This window comes from Vibrio sp. YIC-376, assembly GCF_052353105.1.
Taxonomy (GTDB): domain Bacteria; phylum Pseudomonadota; class Gammaproteobacteria; order Enterobacterales; family Vibrionaceae; genus Vibrio.
On record NZ_JBBWFK010000001.1, the window covers coordinates 166,789 to 185,165 of the forward strand.

15 protein-coding genes are annotated in these 18,377 nt (G+C 44.9%); 10 read left to right on the top strand and 5 right to left on the bottom strand.

Annotated features, from left to right (window positions below; translation table 11 throughout):
* Positions 1 to 159 precede the first annotated feature (159 nt).
* A complete protein-coding gene (gene pspF / locus WJM94_RS00780; RefSeq protein ID WP_444492337.1) occupies positions 160 to 1,170 on the bottom strand; it encodes a phage shock protein operon transcriptional activator in 1,011 nt (336 codons plus the stop codon).
* Positions 1,171 to 1,402: 232 nt separating this feature from the next.
* On the opposite strand from pspF, the gene pspA reads away from it, so the two are divergent.
* From pspA to WJM94_RS00815, 7 genes are all read left to right on the top strand, one after another.
* A complete protein-coding gene (pspA, locus tag WJM94_RS00785; protein ID WP_444492338.1) occupies positions 1,403 to 2,074 on the top strand; it encodes a phage shock protein PspA in 672 nt (223 codons plus the stop codon).
* Between the two features lie 14 nt (positions 2,075 to 2,088).
* Positions 2,089 to 2,322, top strand: a complete 234-nt coding sequence (gene pspB / locus WJM94_RS00790) for an envelope stress response membrane protein PspB (protein WP_444492339.1) — start codon at positions 2,089 to 2,091, stop codon at positions 2,320 to 2,322.
* Positions 2,315 to 2,704, top strand: coding sequence for an envelope stress response membrane protein PspC (pspC, locus tag WJM94_RS00795; protein ID WP_444492340.1), 390 nt, complete (start codon positions 2,315 to 2,317; stop codon positions 2,702 to 2,704). Before pspB ends, pspC begins: the two co-directional genes overlap by 8 nt.
* A 173-nt stretch (positions 2,705 to 2,877) precedes the next feature.
* Positions 2,878 to 3,909 (top strand): efflux RND transporter periplasmic adaptor subunit, encoded by a 1,032-nt coding sequence (locus tag WJM94_RS00800; RefSeq protein WP_444492341.1) that lies wholly within the window; start codon positions 2,878 to 2,880, stop codon positions 3,907 to 3,909.
* Position 3,910: 1 nt separating this feature from the next.
* Positions 3,911 to 4,999 carry an efflux RND transporter periplasmic adaptor subunit gene (locus WJM94_RS00805; RefSeq protein ID WP_444492342.1) on the top strand — a complete coding sequence of 363 codons (1,089 nt, stop codon included), beginning with the start codon at positions 3,911 to 3,913 and terminating at the stop codon, positions 4,997 to 4,999.
* Positions 4,996 to 8,097, top strand: coding sequence for an efflux RND transporter permease subunit VmeI (gene vmeI, locus WJM94_RS00810; RefSeq protein ID WP_444492343.1), 3,102 nt, complete (start codon positions 4,996 to 4,998; stop codon positions 8,095 to 8,097). The genes WJM94_RS00805 and vmeI overlap by 4 nt, the downstream gene beginning before the upstream one ends.
* Positions 8,098 to 8,160: 63 nt before the next feature.
* Positions 8,161 to 8,733, top strand: coding sequence for a DNA-3-methyladenine glycosylase I (locus WJM94_RS00815; RefSeq protein ID WP_444492344.1), 573 nt, complete (start codon positions 8,161 to 8,163; stop codon positions 8,731 to 8,733).
* Positions 8,734 to 8,989: 256 nt separating this feature from the next.
* On the opposite strand, the gene WJM94_RS00820 is transcribed toward WJM94_RS00815, so the two are convergent.
* Positions 8,990 to 10,195, bottom strand: a complete 1,206-nt coding sequence (locus WJM94_RS00820; protein ID WP_444492345.1) for a cystathionine beta-lyase — start codon at positions 10,193 to 10,195, stop codon at positions 8,990 to 8,992.
* A gap of 242 nt (positions 10,196 to 10,437) precedes the next feature.
* Positions 10,438 to 11,892: a cardiolipin synthase gene (gene cls / locus WJM94_RS00825; protein ID WP_444492346.1), complete on the bottom strand. Its 1,455-nt coding sequence runs from the start codon at positions 11,890 to 11,892 to the stop codon at positions 10,438 to 10,440.
* 430 nt (positions 11,893 to 12,322) lie between these two features.
* On the opposite strand from cls, the gene WJM94_RS00830 reads away from it, so the two are divergent.
* From WJM94_RS00830 to WJM94_RS00840, 3 genes are all read left to right on the top strand, one after another.
* Positions 12,323 to 13,693 (top strand): sodium-dependent transporter, encoded by a 1,371-nt coding sequence (locus WJM94_RS00830; RefSeq protein WP_444492987.1) that lies wholly within the window; start codon positions 12,323 to 12,325, stop codon positions 13,691 to 13,693.
* Between the two features lie 89 nt (positions 13,694 to 13,782).
* Positions 13,783 to 14,475, top strand: a complete 693-nt coding sequence (locus WJM94_RS00835) for a TIGR01621 family pseudouridine synthase (protein WP_444492347.1) — start codon at positions 13,783 to 13,785, stop codon at positions 14,473 to 14,475.
* Between the two features lie 28 nt (positions 14,476 to 14,503).
* Complete coding sequence (locus WJM94_RS00840; protein ID WP_444492348.1) at positions 14,504 to 15,436, top strand: class I SAM-dependent methyltransferase; 933 nt, start codon at positions 14,504 to 14,506, stop codon at positions 15,434 to 15,436.
* A gap of 132 nt (positions 15,437 to 15,568) precedes the next feature.
* On the opposite strand, the gene WJM94_RS00845 is transcribed toward WJM94_RS00840, so the two are convergent.
* Together WJM94_RS00845 and hcp are read right to left on the bottom strand one after the other, a co-directional pair.
* Positions 15,569 to 16,612 carry a 2Fe-2S iron-sulfur cluster-binding protein gene (locus tag WJM94_RS00845; protein WP_444492349.1) on the bottom strand — a complete coding sequence of 348 codons (1,044 nt, stop codon included), beginning with the start codon at positions 16,610 to 16,612 and terminating at the stop codon, positions 15,569 to 15,571.
* A gap of 65 nt (positions 16,613 to 16,677) precedes the next feature.
* A complete protein-coding gene (gene hcp, locus WJM94_RS00850) occupies positions 16,678 to 18,339 on the bottom strand; it encodes a hydroxylamine reductase (protein ID WP_444492350.1) in 1,662 nt (553 codons plus the stop codon).
* Positions 18,340 to 18,377 lie beyond the last annotated feature (38 nt).

Below are 18,377 nucleotides of genomic sequence, written 5' to 3' on the forward strand. Positions count from 1 at the left end.
ATTTAACACCTTTGTGAATTCGCTCCAAACACAAAATCTTTTGCTCGCAGAGTGTTAGACAAAAATATGTACTTTAATTATCACTGTAGACCTAAATCACGGCCCATGTTGAGCTAGTTCGTCTGATTGCGAACAATGGTTGTGAGCCAAATCGCTCAGTTAACTTTGTCCGACCAAACCGTACTTTCTTACCATTCCACGCAGTTGGTGATAACTCAGTCCAAGTAGTTCTGCCGCCTGACGTTGGTTGAACTTCGCTTCCTCTAACGCACGATTGAGCAGGTTAATGTCCTGTTCTTCTTGCCACTGTTTGTAGTCGAGCGGAAACTTAATTGGTGCATTTTCTTCTTTCTCGTTGTGATCGTGCATATTCTTATCAGATTTGTGACCTAATGCATTGTCCCAGAGTGTTTCGAAAGGATTAAATGTTAACTGTTCTATAGGCTCCGCATTAAGACCATGTTGATAGATTGCACGTTCGATGACATTCTTCAGTTCACGTACGTTACCGGGCCAAGAATACGCCAGCAGTGCTTGCTCTGCATTTGAAGTAAAGCCGACGAAATACTCAAGCTGCAGCTCTCGACACATTTTTATCGCGTAGTATTCTGCTAAAGAGAGTATGTCTTCTTTTCTCTCGCGAAGAGGTGGTAGCATAATGACATCGAACGCCAGGCGGTCGAGTAAATCAGCTCGGAAATCCCCTTGTTCGGCGAGGAGCGGTAAATTGGCATTAGTTGCACAGACTAAGCGAACATCTGCATTCAGAGCGGTGTGTCCACCCACACGTTCATATTCTCCATACTCAATCACACGTAGCAGCTTTTCCTGAACTAATAGTGGAGCGGTTGCCAGTTCATCCAAAAACAGAGTTCCGCCCTCGGCACGTTCGAAACGGCCTTTATGTTTGCCTTTTGACCCCGTGAAAGAACCGGATTCATGGCCAAACAGCTCAGAATCGATTAATCCTTCGCTTAATGTGGCACAATTTAACGATAGAAGTGGCTTGTCCCAACGTCTTGATAAATAATGTAATCGTTGTGCAATAAGCTCTTTACCTGTACCGCGCTCTCCAATAATAAGAACCGGACGCTCAATCGGAGCTAGTTGTGATACTTTATCTAATACAGCGAGAAAAGCAGGCGATTCACCAATAAGGTTTTGCTTCATAGATTCCTTCTTACTTAGCTGCCTAGTAGTGGATTAAGTTACGTATTGGTGAAATTCACCAACAGTTGGTGAAAAACATCATAGCATAATGGTGCATAACAACAACAAAACGCATAAGGTGTTGATTTAATAGGAATGTACAAGTTGGCACGTTACTTGTTATGTCTTTAGGGAGACACAAGGTAAATCACCACCTTGTCGAGTTTTAATAGGAAAAAAGAGGAGTTCCGTCATGGGTATTTTTTCTCGTTTTGCAGATATCGTTAACTCAAACATCAGTGCATTGTTGGATAAGGCGGAAGATCCTGAAAAAATGATCCGTCTAATCATTCAAGAAATGGAAGATACACTTGTAGAAGTGCGTACTAACTCGGCTAAAGCGATTGCAGACAAAAAAGAGTTGGCTCGTAAAGTTGAAGCACTAGAAGATCAGATTAATGAATGGGGCAAAAAAGCCAGCCTTGCATTAATGAAAGAGCGTGAAGACTTAGCTCGCGCAGCACTTATAGAGAAGCAAAAGCTAGAGAAGGTTATTAAAGGCCTCCACACTGAGCAAACTTTGGTTGAAGAAACCATAAATAAGCTAACCGGTGAAATTGGTAAGCTGGAAAACAAAATTGCTGAAACGCGTGCGAAACAGCAAGCCCTAGCGATTCGTAATCAAACGGCTTCTAATCGCCGTGATGTGCAAAAGCACCTGCATGCTAGCCGAACTAATGAGGCGATGGCTAAGTTTGAGCAATATTCACGTAAAGTGGATGAACTGGAAGCGGAAGCAGATCTCTATTCAAGCACTGGACATGCAAAGTCTTTAGAGCAGGAGTTTGCAGAGCTTCAAGCGCAAGATGAAATTGAAAAAGAGTTGGCAAAGCTGAAAGAACAGATGTCATCGCAAGATAAATAAGAGAGGAGCCATTTATGTCGACATTTTTATTTACTGGACCAGTAATTGTCTTCCTGATCTTTGTCGCTCCACTATGGCTCTTCTTACACTATCGCAGTAAGCGAAAAACGGATAGTTCTCTGTCGAGCCAAGATTTAGAGCGCCTTCAGGTACTATCCGAAAAAGCAGAATCGATGCAGTCTCGAGTGGAAACCTTGGAGCGCATCTTAGATGCGGAGTCACCAACCTGGAGACGCAAGTATGAGTAAACGAGAGCTGTATCGTGACCCTGTAAATGGCAAACTTGCCGGCGTTTGTGCCGGATTTGCCAACTACTTTGGCATGGAAGTCTGGTTGATTCGTATCTTAGTCATTTCTGCAGGCTTGCTCGGCGGGACGTTTCTGGTTCTCTTGGCTTATATAGCCTTGGCATTTATGCTGGAAAAACAACCGCTAACCTATTCAGAAAGCATCAAAGCTCAGCAGGATCATACGCTAAAGAGCAAACCGTGGCAGAAGGGCCAAAGTCCTGAGCAATTCTTGAGTGTACTTGAGCGCGATTTCGACCGTATTGATGGCAAAATACGCAATATGGAAGCTTATGTGACTTCCGATACTTTCAGAGTAAACAGAGAGTTCAGTAAACTCTGAGGCTGATAGTACTAAGTCTAAAAAATCTAAAAAATCTAAAAAAGTGGGCAAGTTGCCTGCTTTTTTGTTTTAAATCAATAATTTTAAATCAATATTAATCCCTTCTTATATGGCAGCTCCACCATAGTTCATCTATTTTAAATGTAGTTCCTAAATTCTAATGGATGAATGTGATGAAAAAGCTGCTCATTCCGATAGCCATTTCAGCTGCTTTGTCGGGTTGTGGAAAAGAACTTCCACCTGTACCTGAACCAGAATCTAGACCCGCTAAACTCTATACTGTCTCTGTTGGAAACGCTCAGTTTGAGCGTAATTTCCCTGCTACAACGGATTCGGGCGATAAAGCCGTATTAGCATTTCGTGTTCCCGGATTACTACAATCGATAGACGTCCACGAAGGACAGGTCGTGAATAAAGGCGATGTATTGGCTACGCTAAACCCAGATGAATATTCACTTCTCGAACAACAAGCGAGAGCAAACTTTGCGCTCGCAGATGTGCAATACCAGCGTTATCAAAAGCTACGTAAAGATCAGGTAGTGTCAGAGCAAGACTTTGATGAAGCTAAAGCCAATCACAACTCTGCAAAGGCGCAGTGGGATCAGGCTAAAGCGAATTTAAGCTACACCAGGCTCGTCGCACCTTATGATGGCACGATTTCTTATCTTCCGGCGGAAAATCATGAATTCGTAGCCGCTAAAGAAGGTGTGATGAATATCCAAACTAATCAAGTGATGAAAGTGATATTCCAGCTACCCGCTCATCTGTTCAACCGCTACGCCGCGGGTGATAACGTTTCGGCGAAAATGAAATTCGATGCCTTTCCAGAACAATCCTTTGACCTGACTTTTCAAGAAATAGACACCGAAGCGGACCCTAAAACGGGCAGTTATAAAGTGACCATGGTAATGGCAAGACCCGAAGGAGTAGGCATTCTGCCAGGAATGTCGGGTAATGTTCGCGCGATATCCATGAATGGAGGCGCGACTATTATTCCAGACACTGCGTTGTTCGAGGAAGACGGGCAAACCTACGTTTGGCGTGTGGATCAGCAAGGCATTGTTTCAAAAGCCGCTATCAAAATGAATGAAAAGAACCAAGTTCTGCAAGGTCTGGATGATGGTGACCAGATTGTTATTTCTGGCGTAAATGTGATTGAACCGGGCATAAAAGTAAGAGCTTGGGTTAAAGAGCGAGGATTGTAGTATGAAAGGAATCATAGCCTTAACTGCCATATGCTCGTCTCTACTGCTCGTTGGCTGTGGTGACAAGGGACCCGAAAAGTCCGTAGAAACACCGCGTGTCAGAGTGATCTCGCTCGAAGGAAAGAAGGTTGACGATAATCTTTATTTTCCAGCGGTGGCCAATGCGGCGGATCGTTCTCACCTTAGCTTCAGAGTTGCGGGAGAAATCAGTCGTATACTGGTGAAAGAGGGGGATAAGGTGAAACAAGATGACATCATTGCAACCTTAGACCCTACGGATTATCAACTGGAAGTGGATAACGCGACCGCTCGTTTTTCCGTGATTGATAGTCAATATCGTCGTTCGCGCCCATTAGTTGATAAAGGCCTACTGGCTAAATCACAGTTTGATGAAATTGCAGCACAGCGACAAATTGCATTAGCTGAGCTTAAATTGGCTGAGTTGCGCTTGTCGTTTACCACCTTAAAAGCCCCCGTCGATGGCATCATCTCAAGGGTAAATGTCGATCAGTTCGAAAATATTCAGGTTGGGCAGCATATTGTGAATATTCATAGTCTGGATCGTTTTGAAGTACTGATCCAGTTTCCTGATCGTTTGTATGTAAAAGAGCCTCCTACCGACGAAAGGCTCACCTCAATTCAGGCAGTGGTTCGTGTACCAAGTGGCAATGAGTACACGGGAACCGTTAAAGAATTCACGACAGAACCCGATCCGACCACAGGCACATTTACCGTTACTCTGTCACTACCGATGCCAAAAGACGAATACATCCTTGATGGTATGGCGGTTGAAGTTACGTCGAAAGATACAAAGGTTGGGTTAGATTTGAATGTCGGTATCAACGTACCTATCGAAGCTATTTTCAATGCCGACGGTGACGATCTTGGACGAGAGAACAAGTTTGTATGGGTACTCAATGACGACAGCACCGTCTCTCGGAGACAGATTCATACAGGTAAAGCTTCCAAGGCGTCTATTCAAGTTCTTGAGGGGCTGGAGCTCCATGACCAAGTGGTCGTCGCTGGGATATCAAGACTTCGAGATGGCATGAAAGTAGACGTGGTTAATAAGCAGGAGGCTGGTTTATGAGTGAGCAAAACAAAGTGCCTCAAAGTGATGATGACACAACGGGCATTGCGGCGTATTTCATTAAGAATCGTGTGATCAGCTGGATGGTATCACTGATCTTCCTGATTGGTGGTATTGGCGCATTTTTTGGATTGGGACGTTTGGAAGATCCTGCATTCACCATTAAAGATGCCATGGTGATTACCTCGTATCCAGGTGCTACACCGCAGCAAGTGGAAGAAGAGGTGACATATCCGCTTGAAAAAGCGATTCAACAACTGACTTATGTCGATGAGGTCAACTCCATTTCAAACCGTGGCCTGTCTCAAATAACCGTGACTATGAAGAATAACTACGGCCCGAACGACTTACCTCAAATCTGGGATGAACTTCGTCGCAAAGTGAATGACTTAAAAGGCTCGTTGCCACCAGGCGTCAATGCGCCACAAGTCATTGATGACTTCGGGGATGTATACGGCATTCTATTGGCGGTAACCGGGGATGGTTACAGCTACAAAGAGTTATTGGATTACGTTGATTACCTGAGACGAGAGCTCGAGCTTGTCAATGGTGTAAGCAAAGTATCGGTTTCTGGTCAGCAACAAGAGCAGGTATTCATCGAAATTTCCATGAAAAAGTTGAGTAGCCTTGGTCTGTCGCCAGATACGGTTTTCAACCTGCTCTCGACACAAAACGTTGTTTCGGATGCAGGTGCAATTCGAATTGGTGATGAGTACATCAGAATCCAGCCAACGGGGCAGTTCCAAAATGTTGATGAGCTCGGAGATTTATTGTTAACGGAGTCAGGTGCTCAAGGGCTCATCTTCTTAAAAGATGTGGCCGAGATTAAGCGTGGTTATATAGAAGTCCCAACCAATATTGTCAATTTTAACGGCCGATTAGCGTTGAATTTGGGGGTTTCCTTTGCGCAAGGTGTCAATGTTGTTGAAGTAGGAAAAGTGTTTGATCGTCGTCTCGCTGAGCTGAAATACCAACAACCGGTAGGCATTGAAATATCTGAAATTTATAGCCAACCAAAAGAGGTGGATAAATCAGTAAGCGGCTTTGTTGTCAGTCTCGCGCAAGCCGTGGGAATCGTAATCATCGTATTGCTTTTCTTTATGGGGCTTCGTTCTGGATTATTGATTGGCTTAATTCTGCTGCTCACTGTGTTAGGTACATTTATTTTTATGAAGTATCTGGCCATCGATCTACAGCGAATCTCTCTCGGAGCGTTGGTCATCGCTTTAGGTATGCTGGTGGATAATGCTATCGTTGTCGTGGAAGGGATACTGATAGGGACTCAAAAAGGACGTACCCGGTTACAAGCTGCAACCGACATTGTAACGCAGACAAAATGGCCACTACTGGGTGCTACTATTATCGCGGTGACGGCTTTTGCGCCAATCGGTCTATCGCAAGACTCGACGGGGGAATACTGTGGAACCTTATTTACCGTACTGCTTATCTCTTTAATGCTGAGTTGGTTTACGGCTATCTCACTGACGCCATTTTTTGCAGACATTTTCTTTAAAGGTCAAAAGCTTAAACTAACCGAAGGGGAAGATAGCGACCCGTATAACGGAATCGTTTTTGTCGTTTATAAGAATTTTCTTGATTTCTGTATGCGCCGGGCATGGTTCACAGTAGTGGTGTTGATCGTAGGCCTTGCGGCAAGTGTTTATGGGTTTACGTTTGTAAAACAGTCGTTCTTCCCATCTTCAACGACGCCTATTTTCCAGTTGGATGTTTGGTTACCAGAAGGAACGGATATTAGGGCAACAAACGATAAATTAAATGAACTGGAGAGCTGGTTGTCTCAACAAGAATACGTTGAGCATATCACCACGACAGCGGGTAAAGGCTTACAACGCTTTATGCTGACTTACGCTCCGGAGAAAAGTTATGCAGCGTACGGTGAGATAATCACTCGCATGGATAACTATGAAGCGCTTGCTCCGCTGATGGAACGTTTTCGAGCACATTTAAAAGCTAATTATCCAGAAATTAACTATAAGCTGAAACAGATTGAGTTAGGCCCGGGCGGCGGTGCGAAGATTGAAGCGCGTCTTATTGGCTCTGACCCGACCGTATTGCGCACGTTAGCAGCTCAAGTGATGGATATTATGTACGCAGACCCAGGAGCGACGAACATTCGTCATGACTGGCGGGAACGTACTCAGGTTCTTGAGCCTCAGTTTAATGAGAGCCAGGCACGTCGTTACGGTATCACTAAGTCAGATGTAGATGACTTCTTATCGATGTCATTTTCGGGTATGACGATAGGCCTCTATCGAGATGGTACCACCTTGATGCCAATTGTCGCACGTTTGCCTGAAGACGAGCGTATTGATATTCGCAACATCGAGGGGATGAAGATTTGGAGCCCGGCTAAAAACGAATTTATTCCTCTTCAACAAGTTACAATGGGCTACGACATGCGTTGGGAAGACCCGATCATCGTGCGTAAAAACCGCAAACGTATACTAACTGTCATGGCTGACCCAGATATATTGGGTGAAGAAACCGCATCAACGTTGCAAAAGCGTTTGCAGCCACAAATCGAAGCAATAGAAATGCCATCAGGTTATTCGTTGGAATGGGGAGGTGAATATGAGTCTTCCGGCGATGCACAAGCGTCGTTGTTTACCACTATGCCAATGGGCTACCTGTTTATGTTCCTGATTACGGTGTTCCTGTTCAATTCGATTAAAGAACCATTGATTGTTTGGCTCACCGTACCTTTGGCATTGATCGGGGTTACAACGGGTTTGTTGGCACTGAACACACCATTTGGTTTTATGGCATTACTTGGTTTCTTAAGTTTGTCGGGTATGGTGTTGAAAAACGGTATTGTTTTACTCGATCAAATCGAACTTGAGATGAAGTCAGGTAAAGAACCCTACGTTGCTGTTGTCGACGCGGCGGTGAGCCGCGTACGTCCCGTATGTATGGCGGCAATCACTACTATTCTTGGTTTGATTCCGTTACTACCGGATATTTTCTTCAAACCGATGGCCGTTACTATTATGTTTGGTCTGGGTTTTGCTACTGTCTTAACGTTGATCGTGGTGCCAGTGTTGTATCGTCTATTCCACAAAGTAGCTGTACCAAAATAGAATTAACAAAAATCGTTAACGCCTCTGGCTGGTGAGTCAGGGGCGTTTTTATAAGGATTAGTAATGACCGAACAAAAAAGTTGCGCATGGGCGATGAACCACCCTTTAGAGCGTGAGTATCACGATGCGGAGTGGGGCATCCCCGTGTATGACGACACAATATTATTTGAATTCTTAACACTTGAAGGTGCACAGGCAGGGCTGAGCTGGATTACTATACTCAAAAAGCGTGAAGGGTACAGAGAAGCGTTTGAAAACTATGATTTGGGCGCTCTGATGCAAAGAGACGAGTCACGTACCGAATATATTGTAGAGAATTACGATGTGGTAAAACATCGTGGAAAAATCAATTCGGTATTCAGCAATGCTAAAGCAGCTAAGCAGTTAATTGATGAGTACGGAAGTTTGTCAGATGCCTTATGGCAGTTTGTCGATGGGAAACCTGTTATTAACCACTGGCAGGCTATGAGCGAAGTACCTGCTTCTACTGAGCAATCTAAAGCAATGAGTAAGTTTTTGAAGAAGAAAGGCTTTAAGTTTGTAGGAGAAACGATTTGTTATGCGTTTATGCAAGCGGTCGGTATGGTGGATGACCACATAGTAGGATGTCCTTATAAAACGGAGCTGGCTGACTAAATCATAGTTGTTAAGTGAATATGTTGAATGCGCCACGAGCGGCGCATTCAATCCACCTTGTCATTCTGAACCGCGAGGGACGAGTGTGATTCAGAATCTACTATCCGAGTTCATTGCAGCTAGAGTAATTTCTGCAGCTTCTCAGCACGTTGATATTAGATTCCTAGTCTCGCTAAGGCTCGCTGGAATGACGCGGGTGAGAGAAAATAGTTCACTTTCAACTTATAGAATCGTTAACTATTGAGTATTACTATTTCTACAGTGAAACTGCTTCCTCTAGAACCAGAGCGTTGTATCTTGCCAAGCCAGCTTCTAAGTCTGCGATTAAATCTTCCACGTCTTCCAAGCCAATGTGAAGGCGAATCAGAGTACCTTCAAAATGTGGATGTGAGACCGTGCGCAAGCTATTAAAGCTTTTTGGCTCATTTGCAAGGATCAGACTTTCAAAACCACCCCAAGAGTAACCCATGCTGAAGTGTTTCATTCCATCAAGTAACGCAGTCGTCGCTTTTGGACATGATGTTTTTAGCACGAAAGAGAACAGACCATTCCCGCCAGTAAAATCACGTTTGAAGAACTCATGACCAGGGCAAGTTTCTAATGCTGGATGGCGTACATGGTCGACTTCTGGTCGAGTCTCTAACCATTTTGCCACTTTCAAGCTGCTTTCTGCATGTTGGCGAAGACGAACATCTAACGTACGAAGGCCGCGTAGAGCAAGGTAAACATCGTCAGGAGAAACACACTGACCCATTAGGTAGCTTTGCTCGCGTAATTGATCCCAGTATTTCTCTGAAGCAACCGCTGTGCCCAACATTACGTCTGAGTGGCCCACGATGTATTTGGTTGCGGCTTGGACAGAGATATCGACCCCGTGTTCAAACGGAGAGAAGTTAACACCTGCACCCCAAGTGTTATCGAGAATTACGATGATGTCGTGTTCATGTGCAATGCGCGCCAGTGTCGGAACATCTTGCACTTCCATGGTAATAGAACCCGGTGACTCAAGGAAAAGTACTTTGGTATTTGGCTGAATCAAGTCACGGATGTTTTCACCGATAATTGGATCGTAGTAGGTTGTCTCTACACCCATTTTCTTCATGATTTTGTCACAGAAATCACGAGTTGGCTCGTAACAAGTATCAACCATTAGAATGTGGTCACCTGTCTCGACCAAAGACAGGATGGTGTTTGCAATCGCAGCGGTACCACAAGGGTAGAGAGCGCACCCCGCGCCACCTTCAACCTCAACCATGGCGTCTTGAAAAGCAAAGTGTGTATTGGTACCACGACGCCCGTAAAACAGCGTTTTGTTTGCACGGTTAATTGCCGCATTGTTCTTTTCTGCTACGGTTTCAAATACGATGGTAGAAGCGCGTTGAACGGGTGGGTTCACTACACCATTTGTCCACTTTTTATTGCGACCTGCGGTGATCAGCTTGGTCTTTTTACCCTCTGACATAAAAATTCCCTGTCTAAACATAACGATTTGCATTATTTAAAACATGGACTACCTAGTGTTTGCAAGGGAAAACTGACCTATTGGTAAATAACCTCTTGGAACACCTAATAGCAGTAGGGAATACCCAACGGGCCGAGATTAAGTTTGCCTGGAAAATGTACGCTTAATGAGAATTGGATACATGAAAATCCCGCACCAATTTTCGGGGGCGGGAGCTGTGGTTAACGTTAAGTCTGCGTGCGCTAAAGCAGTGGGTTAAACAGATAGAAAACACGCTCTAAGAAGCGTGAAAACAGGCTTCTCTCTTCCCACACTTTTTGCTCTACAGGATAAGACTGTTTGATATAGCCATCTTGCAAAGAAGACATTTCTTTGGTGAAGTCTTCATCATCAACCGCGAGCGTGACTTCAAAGTTCAGCCACAAGCTGCGCATGTCCATATTTACCGTGCCGACCAGGCAAAATTGGTCATCAATAACAACGGATTTGGTATGCAAAAGGCCACCATAGAATTCATAAATCTTCACGCCAGCATTGAGTAGCTCACTATAAAAGGCACGTGACGCCCACTGAACCATTATTGAGTCATTTTTATGTGGAATAATAAGCTCCACGTCGATGCCTCGTTGAGCTGTCATTTTCAATGTTTCAAGTAAATCAGTGTTTGGCACGAAATACGGGGTAGTAATTCTGACGGACCGATTCGCCTGATTGATAGCCAGAGTCAACACCTGATAAATAAGGTACTCCGGCATACCTGGCCCTGATGGAACTACCTGTATAGGATGTTGATACGCGCCATCATCGATTTTGCATTCTGGTAGTTTAGGCAGGTAACGTTCTCCGGTCTCCACTTCCCAGTCCCAGCAGTGAATAGCACTTAATACATTTACCGTTGGTCCGGTAATCCGCACCATAATATCAATCCATTGGCCAACACCGCTGCTTTGCTTAAAGTAAGCAGGGTCGACAAGGTTCATGGAGCCGGTATAGGCAATTTCATCATCAATGACGATGATTTTTCGATGTTGTCGAAGATCTAACCGGCGCAAGAAAATACGCCACATTTTCACTTCTAACGCTTGTATCACCTCGACTCCAGCGTCCTTCATCATTTTGCACCAAGGACTTCTGAAGAAGCGAGGGCTGCCAGCGGAGTCAAGCAGGAGCTTTACATTTACTCCGCGTTTAGATGCTCGAATAAGCGCCGAAGCTACGGAATCTGCCAAGCCGCCCGGGTGCCAAATGTAGAACACCATGCGAATACTGGTTTGTGCATTCTCGATGTCTTCGATAATCGAATGCAAAATTTCATCTGGTAGCTGCTGTAATGAAAGTGTATTGCCGCTTAGCGCTGGTAATCCAAGACGATTGTTACACAGTTCATCAATGCGATAGATGTGACGGCCCATGGTTTCAGGCATATGCGCATGACAGTCATTGAGCAGACTGAACCAGTTAGCAAAGGGGGTAAACATCTCTTTAGCACGCTCGGCTCGCTTTCTGCCCAGATTAAGTTCGCCAAAGAGGAAATAGCACGCGACACCAACGACGGGAAGAATATAAATGATCATCAGCCAGGCTAATGACACGCTTACTGCTCGGCGCTGCAAAACGACACGGATTGTGACACCAGCGACTAAAAACCAATACAGTCCGATGCTTGCAAGAGTAAGAAAGTGATAGAACTTATCCATATATGCTCAAAGTAATACGCCCATTTAGGATATTAGGCATAAAAGTGTGTTGGGGAAATAGCTTTCCTATTAAGAATTAAGGTCGATCTTATATGAGGGATGGATTTCATAACAGGTGATTCTGTCATGGTTGTAAGAAATGCAAGGTTAATCTTTAATCTTTGAACAAAAAGTCAGCATTTAACATTTTGATTGTCGAAATTGTGCGATAAATATACTTCTTGAGGGTTTTAATTTTAATGAGGAACTGGTTTACTGGCTACATATAGAGTGTCTAACAAAAATTTTATAAGTGTATAACGTAATTTACACACACATTTTGGGCGCCTATTTGTATGCAAACACAACACACTTTAATTTTTGGAGAAAAAGCGTGGCTACAACTACTACAGCACCACGTGATACGTGGGGGTCTAAACTGGGCTTCATAATGGCTGCAGCGGGTTCCGCTGTTGGTTTAGGTAATATATGGAAATTCCCTTACACGGCAGGAGAAGGTGGCGGTGGCGCGTTCGTTGCTATCTACCTTGTCTTTGTTATTTTTATCGGCTTTAGCGTCATGCTTACTGAGTTTGCCGTCGGCCGTCATACTGGTCGTGCAGCGGTAGGAGCTTTCAAATCAGCTGATCGTCGCTGGACATTTACTGGCGTAATGGGTGTGCTAAGTGGTCTGTTGATCATGGGCTTCTACCCGGTCGTCGGTGGGTGGGCTTTGGCCTACATCTTTAAAGTAGGTGGGGGACTGTTAAGTGCGCCAGAAGTAATCGGTGATAGCTTTGGGGGCTTCATTTCTGACCCGATTCAGCCGTTGTTCTGGATGGCTGCATACTTATTCCTAAATATCTTCATTGTAATGAAGGGTATTTCTGGTGGTATTGAGAAGGCGGGTAAAATTCTAATGCCGCTGCTATTCCTTATTTTGATTATCGTTTCAGTTAAAGGTTTGACGCTCCCGGGCTCAATGGCAGGTCTAGAGTTCTTGTTCATGCCAGACTTTTCTGAGGTTAATAGTGGCGTTGTGCTTGCGGCACTAGGTCAGGCGTTCTTCTCATTGAGTTTAGGTATGGGCTGTATGCTCACCTATGGCTCTTACCTGAAGAAGAAAGAAAATATTGTTCAAACCACAGCTATTATTACCGCGATGGATACGGGCGTGGCTATCCTTGCTGGTATCGCGATGTTCCCTGCAATGTTCGCGTTTGGTATGGAGCCTGCGGCAGGTCCTGGATTGGTATTCGTTGTGGTTCCACAACTGTTTGCTGAAATGGGTGGCCTAGTTGGTTTTGCATTGGCTCTTATGTTCTTTGTCGGTCTGACTGCAGCAGCGTTAACTTCATCAGTATCGTTGCTTGAAGTGGTCGTTTCTTACCTGATCGACGAAAAAGGCATGAAGCGCTCGACGGCGGTTCTTTCCTCTAGCGCTGCGATGGCAACACTGTGTGTATTCGCATCTCTGTCTTTAGGCGGTATGGGACCAACACTGTTTGATACAGGCGCATTCGATATCTTCGATCTGCTGACGGACAAAATCTTCATGGCTGTTGGCGGTATGTTACTGTGTATCTTTGCCGGCTGGCGCCTTAACCGCGCTGACCTTGAGAAAGAGATCACCAACGATGGTACAGTGTCTTTCCCAATGTTTGGTCTATGGTACAACCTGATTAAATACGTTATTCCTTTTGCAATCGCTATTGTTGCTTTCATGGGAATCAAATCAGGTTTCGACAGCGGCAAGGGTGAGATTATGCTAATTGGTATCGCAACCATTTTGATCGCGGGTATCTTCTCGAAGAAGCTATAAACGATTACAACCTTGGCGGGTCAGTTTAAGCTCGCCTAATCAATCAGAATCGGTATACTTCTGGCTCCAAACGTGGAGCCAGTTTTTTTATGTTCAATATTCTACATACCCATCCAGATTTTTTGGTCATCAATAAACATCCCAACGTCTCTGTACACAAAGACGATGGCGACACTATGCTGCTGCAAGAAGTAGCTAAAGTAAGTGGGGATGATCAGCTTTATCTTGTTCATCGACTTGATAAAATGACGTCTGGTATTCTGCTCCTCGGACGAAACGCCAAAGCGGCGAGTTCGTTGTCTCAAGCGTTTGCTAATCGCCAGGTTGAAAAGTTCTATCTGGCTATTGGCTCAAAAAAGCCTAAAAAGAAACAGGGTTTGGTCATTGGTGATATGGAGCGTTCACGTCGTTCTTCATGGAAGCTCGTTAACAGCAAAGAAAACCCGGCTGTAACGCAGTTTTTCTCCCTTACCGCGGAACCGGGCGAGCGCCTGTTTCTATGTAAGCCGCATACTGGTAAAACACACCAAATTCGAGTGGCGTTAAAATCAGTTGGTTCCGGTATTGTTGGCGATCCCATTTACAATTCGGGCAATGATGCCGATCGCGGTTATCTGCACGCGTTTTCCCTATGCTTTGCTTATCAAAATGAACTGTTTCGTTTCGTTTGCGATCCGCGTGACTACCCAGAACTCGGCAGTAAGTGGCATTCTGAAATTGTTTCACAGGGTATTGATACCTGGCTAAGCCCTTGGGATTTAAACTGGCCAACCATCAAATAAAAGATTAAAAAATAGATAAGAGAATTCGATGCAAGCATCACAACTCCCGCTGTTTTTTCAGCATCTAGAAACCGAGCTCGCACAAGCTCCAAATGAAATTCGTCGACTGTTTCACGGCCGTGGTCGTCGTTTTGAAGGCTTGGAACAAATCACATGTGACTGGTTACAAGGTCAGTTGATCATTAACTTATTTAAAGAAGTGGATGACGCATTCCTTGCTGACTTAAAAAACGGTCTGAAAGCGCTGGCCGAATCACAATGTTGGTTAGACAAACAAGGTTGCACTATGGTTCTTCAGCACCGTTACGCAGATGGTGCGCCTTCAGAAGTATTAATTGGTGAGCTAGACGCACGTCCGGTTGTGGAAGAGAGCGGCTTGAAGTACCAGTTGGATATTGGTCGGAATCAAAACTTTGGGCTGTTCCTGGACATGCGCTACGGTCGTGACTGGGTACGTGAAAATGCTAAGCATAAAAATGTACTTAACTTGTTTGCTTACACGTGTGGATTCTCAGTTGCGGCTATTGCTGGCGGTGCAGATAAAGTTGTTAACGTGGATATGGCGAAAGCATCACTGTCGAAAGGACGTGAAAACCATAAGCTGAATGGACACAACATGAACCAAGTGAGCTTTATGGGGCACGACATTTTTAAGTCCTGGGGCAAGATTAAGAAGTCCGGTCAGTACGATTTGATCATCATTGACCCGCCATCGTTCCAGAAAGGCAGCTTTGCTCTGACCAAAGACTATAAAAAGATCCTGCGTCGCTTACCAGATTTGTTGGCTGACGGTGGTCAGGTATTGGCATGTGTGAACTCTCCATCAGTGACCAGTGATTTTCTGATAGAAAGCATGAAAGAAGAAGCGTCGGAGCTTACTTTCCGTGAACGTTTGGATAACCCGCCAGAGTTTACGGATGTGGACAGCGAAGCTGCATTAAAAGTGCTGTTATTTAGCTAGTCTTGTTGAGCTCTGAATAAGGTTTCTGAAAGGAAAGAGCGATTGTGCAGAAAATCTTCTTCATGAAGCTGCGATTCAAATATAAAAGCGCCCTCAATTGGCGCTTTTTACTATTTGCAGGGCTGACGATTGTTAACCAATCTGCACTTCAAGATCGGAGTCGATCGTGGAAGAGCATGCCAGCACATAGCCTTGTTCCACTTCTTCAGGGGTCAGAGTTTCTTGGCTGTTAGACGACACATTGCCTTTACGCACCTTACACTTACAAGAACCACAAATACCGCTGCGACATGCCACTATGAGAGGCAAACCAGCGCTTTCGAGCACGTCAGCTAAAACCTGACCTTTTTTGGCATCAATCGTTTGAGCAAAATCTGGAACGGAGACGCTGGTGGTTTCATCAGATACTTCCAACGTTTGATTTTCTGCAGGTGTAAAACTTTCTTGATAGAAGTTGGCCAAATCGAATCCAAGTTCTATCAAGTAGCTTCGTACATCTTGCATAAACTGATTCGGACCACAAAGATAGACTGTGCGTTGGTTAAAATCCGGGACGAGTTTCTCTAACCAGTCGGCGTTTAAACGACCTTCTGGATATAAGCTATCGCCTTGATGTTTTAATAGTAACTTTAAGTGAAAGTCGGGATAAACGGCTTGATAGGTTTCCAGTAAATCCAGGTAGATCGTTTCTTGTTGAGATCGGGCTATGTGCAAGAACTCAATATCGACACTCTCTTCCGCATTCAGCAAATGCTTCGCCATCGCGAATACCGGCGTAATACCGCAACCGGCACTGATGAGGAGCGCTTTCTTTTGTCCTTGGTGCTCAACAGGCGGATAGTCAATGCAGTTAAACTCACCTGTTGGCGGCAGAGCTTGTACCGTATCACCTATCAATAATTTATCGATAATGAAGTTCGAAACCTTACCGCTATCAACACGTTTAATGGTGAGTTGAAGGCAATCATCGCCTGATAATGAGCTAAGGGAATACGCACGAAACTCCACCTTTCCATCAATTTCGATACCAAGGTTAATGAACTGACCTGCTTTAAATTCGAATAGAAGTGACTCTGATAAATCTGCCAGTTTTAGACTCACTGTATCAGGTGTTTCAAAGTATTTGTCGACACAGAGGAGCGTGACAGGTTGGTTGCCTTGCCATTCAAAAAACATAGTATTCTCTTTGGATTATTGTGAAATCGCCCCCGTAGCAAGGAGGCGGATTGAGAGACGTGGAATTAAGCGGCCAGGATCGCTTTTAGGTCATCCTGAACGTTGCCAATGCTGCGCATATCGAATTTTTCTTGGATGATTGCAATCAGGTTTGGCGTCAGGAATGCAGGCGCAGTAGGGCCTGTGTAGATACCTTTCACGCCCAGAGCGAACAGGGTTAGCAAAATTACGATTGCTTTTTGCTCGAACCAAGAAAGCACAAGGGTCAGTGGCAGTTCATTGATGCCGCAGTCGAACTCCTGCGCCAGTGCAAGCGCAAGCTGGATAGCAGAGTAAGCATCGTTACATTGACCCACATCCAAAAGGCGAGGGATGCCGTTGATATCGCCGAAGGTGTTTTTGTTAAATCGGAACTTACCACAAGCTAGCGTCAGGATGAGTGTGTCTTCTGGTGCTTCAGCCGTGAAGTCGGTGTAGTAGCTACGCTCAGCCTTGTCACCATCACAACCACCAACGAGGAAGAAGTGTTTGATGTTGCCTTGCTTCACTTGGTCGATGACAGCAGGTGCTGCGTTCATCAATGCGTTGCGACCAAACCCAACTGTGATGTGGTGCTCGATTTCATCGTGTTTGAAACCTTCTTGCGCCAGTGCGCATTCAATTACTTGGCTGAAGTCATCGCCTTCTAGGTGAGCTACGCCCGGCCAGCCAACGATGCTACGTGTGAATAGACGGTCTGCGTATTGGCCAACATTTGGGTTCAATAGGCAGTTTGATGTCATCACAATCGCGCCTGGGAAGTTGGCGAATTCTTTCTGCTGGTTTTGCCATGCGCTGCCGTAGTTGCCCACCAGGTGAGGGTATTTCTTCAGTTCAGGGTAGCCATGTGCAGGCAGCATTTCACCATTGGTGTATACGTTGATGCCTTTGCCTTCGGTTTGTTGCAGGATTTTCTCTAGGTCATGTAAGTCGTGGCCTGAAACCAGAATACATTTGCCTTTTACTGGCTTAACGTTAACGGTGGTTGGTTCTGGGTGACCAAATGTAGAGGTTTCACCTTGGTCCAGCATCTCCATGACTTTGTAGTTCATCAGACCGATGCGCATTGAACAATCAAGCAGCTCACCAAGATCTTCTGGATCCGTACCTAACCACGCCATGATTTCGTGGTATTCCGCATAGATGTCGTTGTTGGTTTGCTCCAGGACGCGCGCGTGTTCCATGTAAGCCGCAGCGCCTTTTAGGCCGTAAAGACAAAGCAGACGCAATCCAATTACGTCTTCATGTACTTGGTCTTTACCGCGGTTAACGGCGACTTGAGGAGCAAAAGCCAAGATCGCTTCTGCATTTTCTGGCAGCTCAAAGTTTGCGACATCAGGAATATTCGTTACATCGGTGTCTGACAATGTTGCTGCAGTCGTCACTTGTTCTTTTAGCAGCGCTTTGTAGGCCGCAGCTTGAGAAGTGAGTTCGAGGATACGCTCTGGGTCGAAGTTAACGTTAGTCAGGGTAGAGAAGAAAGCTTTTGGAGCCCATTGATTGATATCATCGTTAATGATGTTGAAATCAAGTGCTTTTGATGCCCAAAAAGAAACCCCTTGCAGTGTATAAACCAACACGTCTTGCAGGTCAGATACTTCAGATGTTTTGCCACACATACCTTGTGAAAAAGAACAACCTGTAACGGCAGGGGTTTGAATTGTCTGTTCGCATTGAATACAGAACATATTGGGTTCTCCAGTGATTGTTTTAATAGTCGTGATGT

Excerpts from the sequence above, each read along its gene's own strand:
- pspF (WP_444492337.1), bottom strand. The coding sequence starts at position 1,170 with ATGAAGCAAAACCTTATTGGTGAATCGCCTGCTTTTCTCGCTGTATTA.
- pspA (WP_444492338.1), top strand. The coding sequence starts at position 1,403 with ATGGGTATTTTTTCTCGTTTTGCAGATATCGTTAACTCAAACATCAGT.
- pspB (WP_444492339.1), top strand. The coding sequence starts at position 2,089 with ATGTCGACATTTTTATTTACTGGACCAGTAATTGTCTTCCTGATCTTT.
- pspC (WP_444492340.1), top strand. The coding sequence starts at position 2,315 with ATGAGTAAACGAGAGCTGTATCGTGACCCTGTAAATGGCAAACTTGCC.
- WJM94_RS00800 (WP_444492341.1), top strand. The coding sequence starts at position 2,878 with ATGAAAAAGCTGCTCATTCCGATAGCCATTTCAGCTGCTTTGTCGGGT.
- WJM94_RS00805 (WP_444492342.1), top strand. The coding sequence starts at position 3,911 with ATGAAAGGAATCATAGCCTTAACTGCCATATGCTCGTCTCTACTGCTC.
- vmeI (WP_444492343.1), top strand. The coding sequence starts at position 4,996 with ATGAGTGAGCAAAACAAAGTGCCTCAAAGTGATGATGACACAACGGGC.
- WJM94_RS00815 (WP_444492344.1), top strand. The coding sequence starts at position 8,161 with ATGACCGAACAAAAAAGTTGCGCATGGGCGATGAACCACCCTTTAGAG.
- WJM94_RS00820 (WP_444492345.1), bottom strand. The coding sequence starts at position 10,195 with ATGTCAGAGGGTAAAAAGACCAAGCTGATCACCGCAGGTCGCAATAAA.
- cls (WP_444492346.1), bottom strand. The coding sequence starts at position 11,892 with ATGGATAAGTTCTATCACTTTCTTACTCTTGCAAGCATCGGACTGTAT.
- WJM94_RS00830 (WP_444492987.1), top strand. The coding sequence starts at position 12,323 with ATGGCTGCAGCGGGTTCCGCTGTTGGTTTAGGTAATATATGGAAATTC.
- WJM94_RS00835 (WP_444492347.1), top strand. The coding sequence starts at position 13,783 with ATGTTCAATATTCTACATACCCATCCAGATTTTTTGGTCATCAATAAA.
- WJM94_RS00840 (WP_444492348.1), top strand. The coding sequence starts at position 14,504 with ATGCAAGCATCACAACTCCCGCTGTTTTTTCAGCATCTAGAAACCGAG.
- WJM94_RS00845 (WP_444492349.1), bottom strand. The coding sequence starts at position 16,612 with ATGTTTTTTGAATGGCAAGGCAACCAACCTGTCACGCTCCTCTGTGTC.
- hcp (WP_444492350.1), bottom strand. The coding sequence starts at position 18,339 with ATGTTCTGTATTCAATGCGAACAGACAATTCAAACCCCTGCCGTTACA.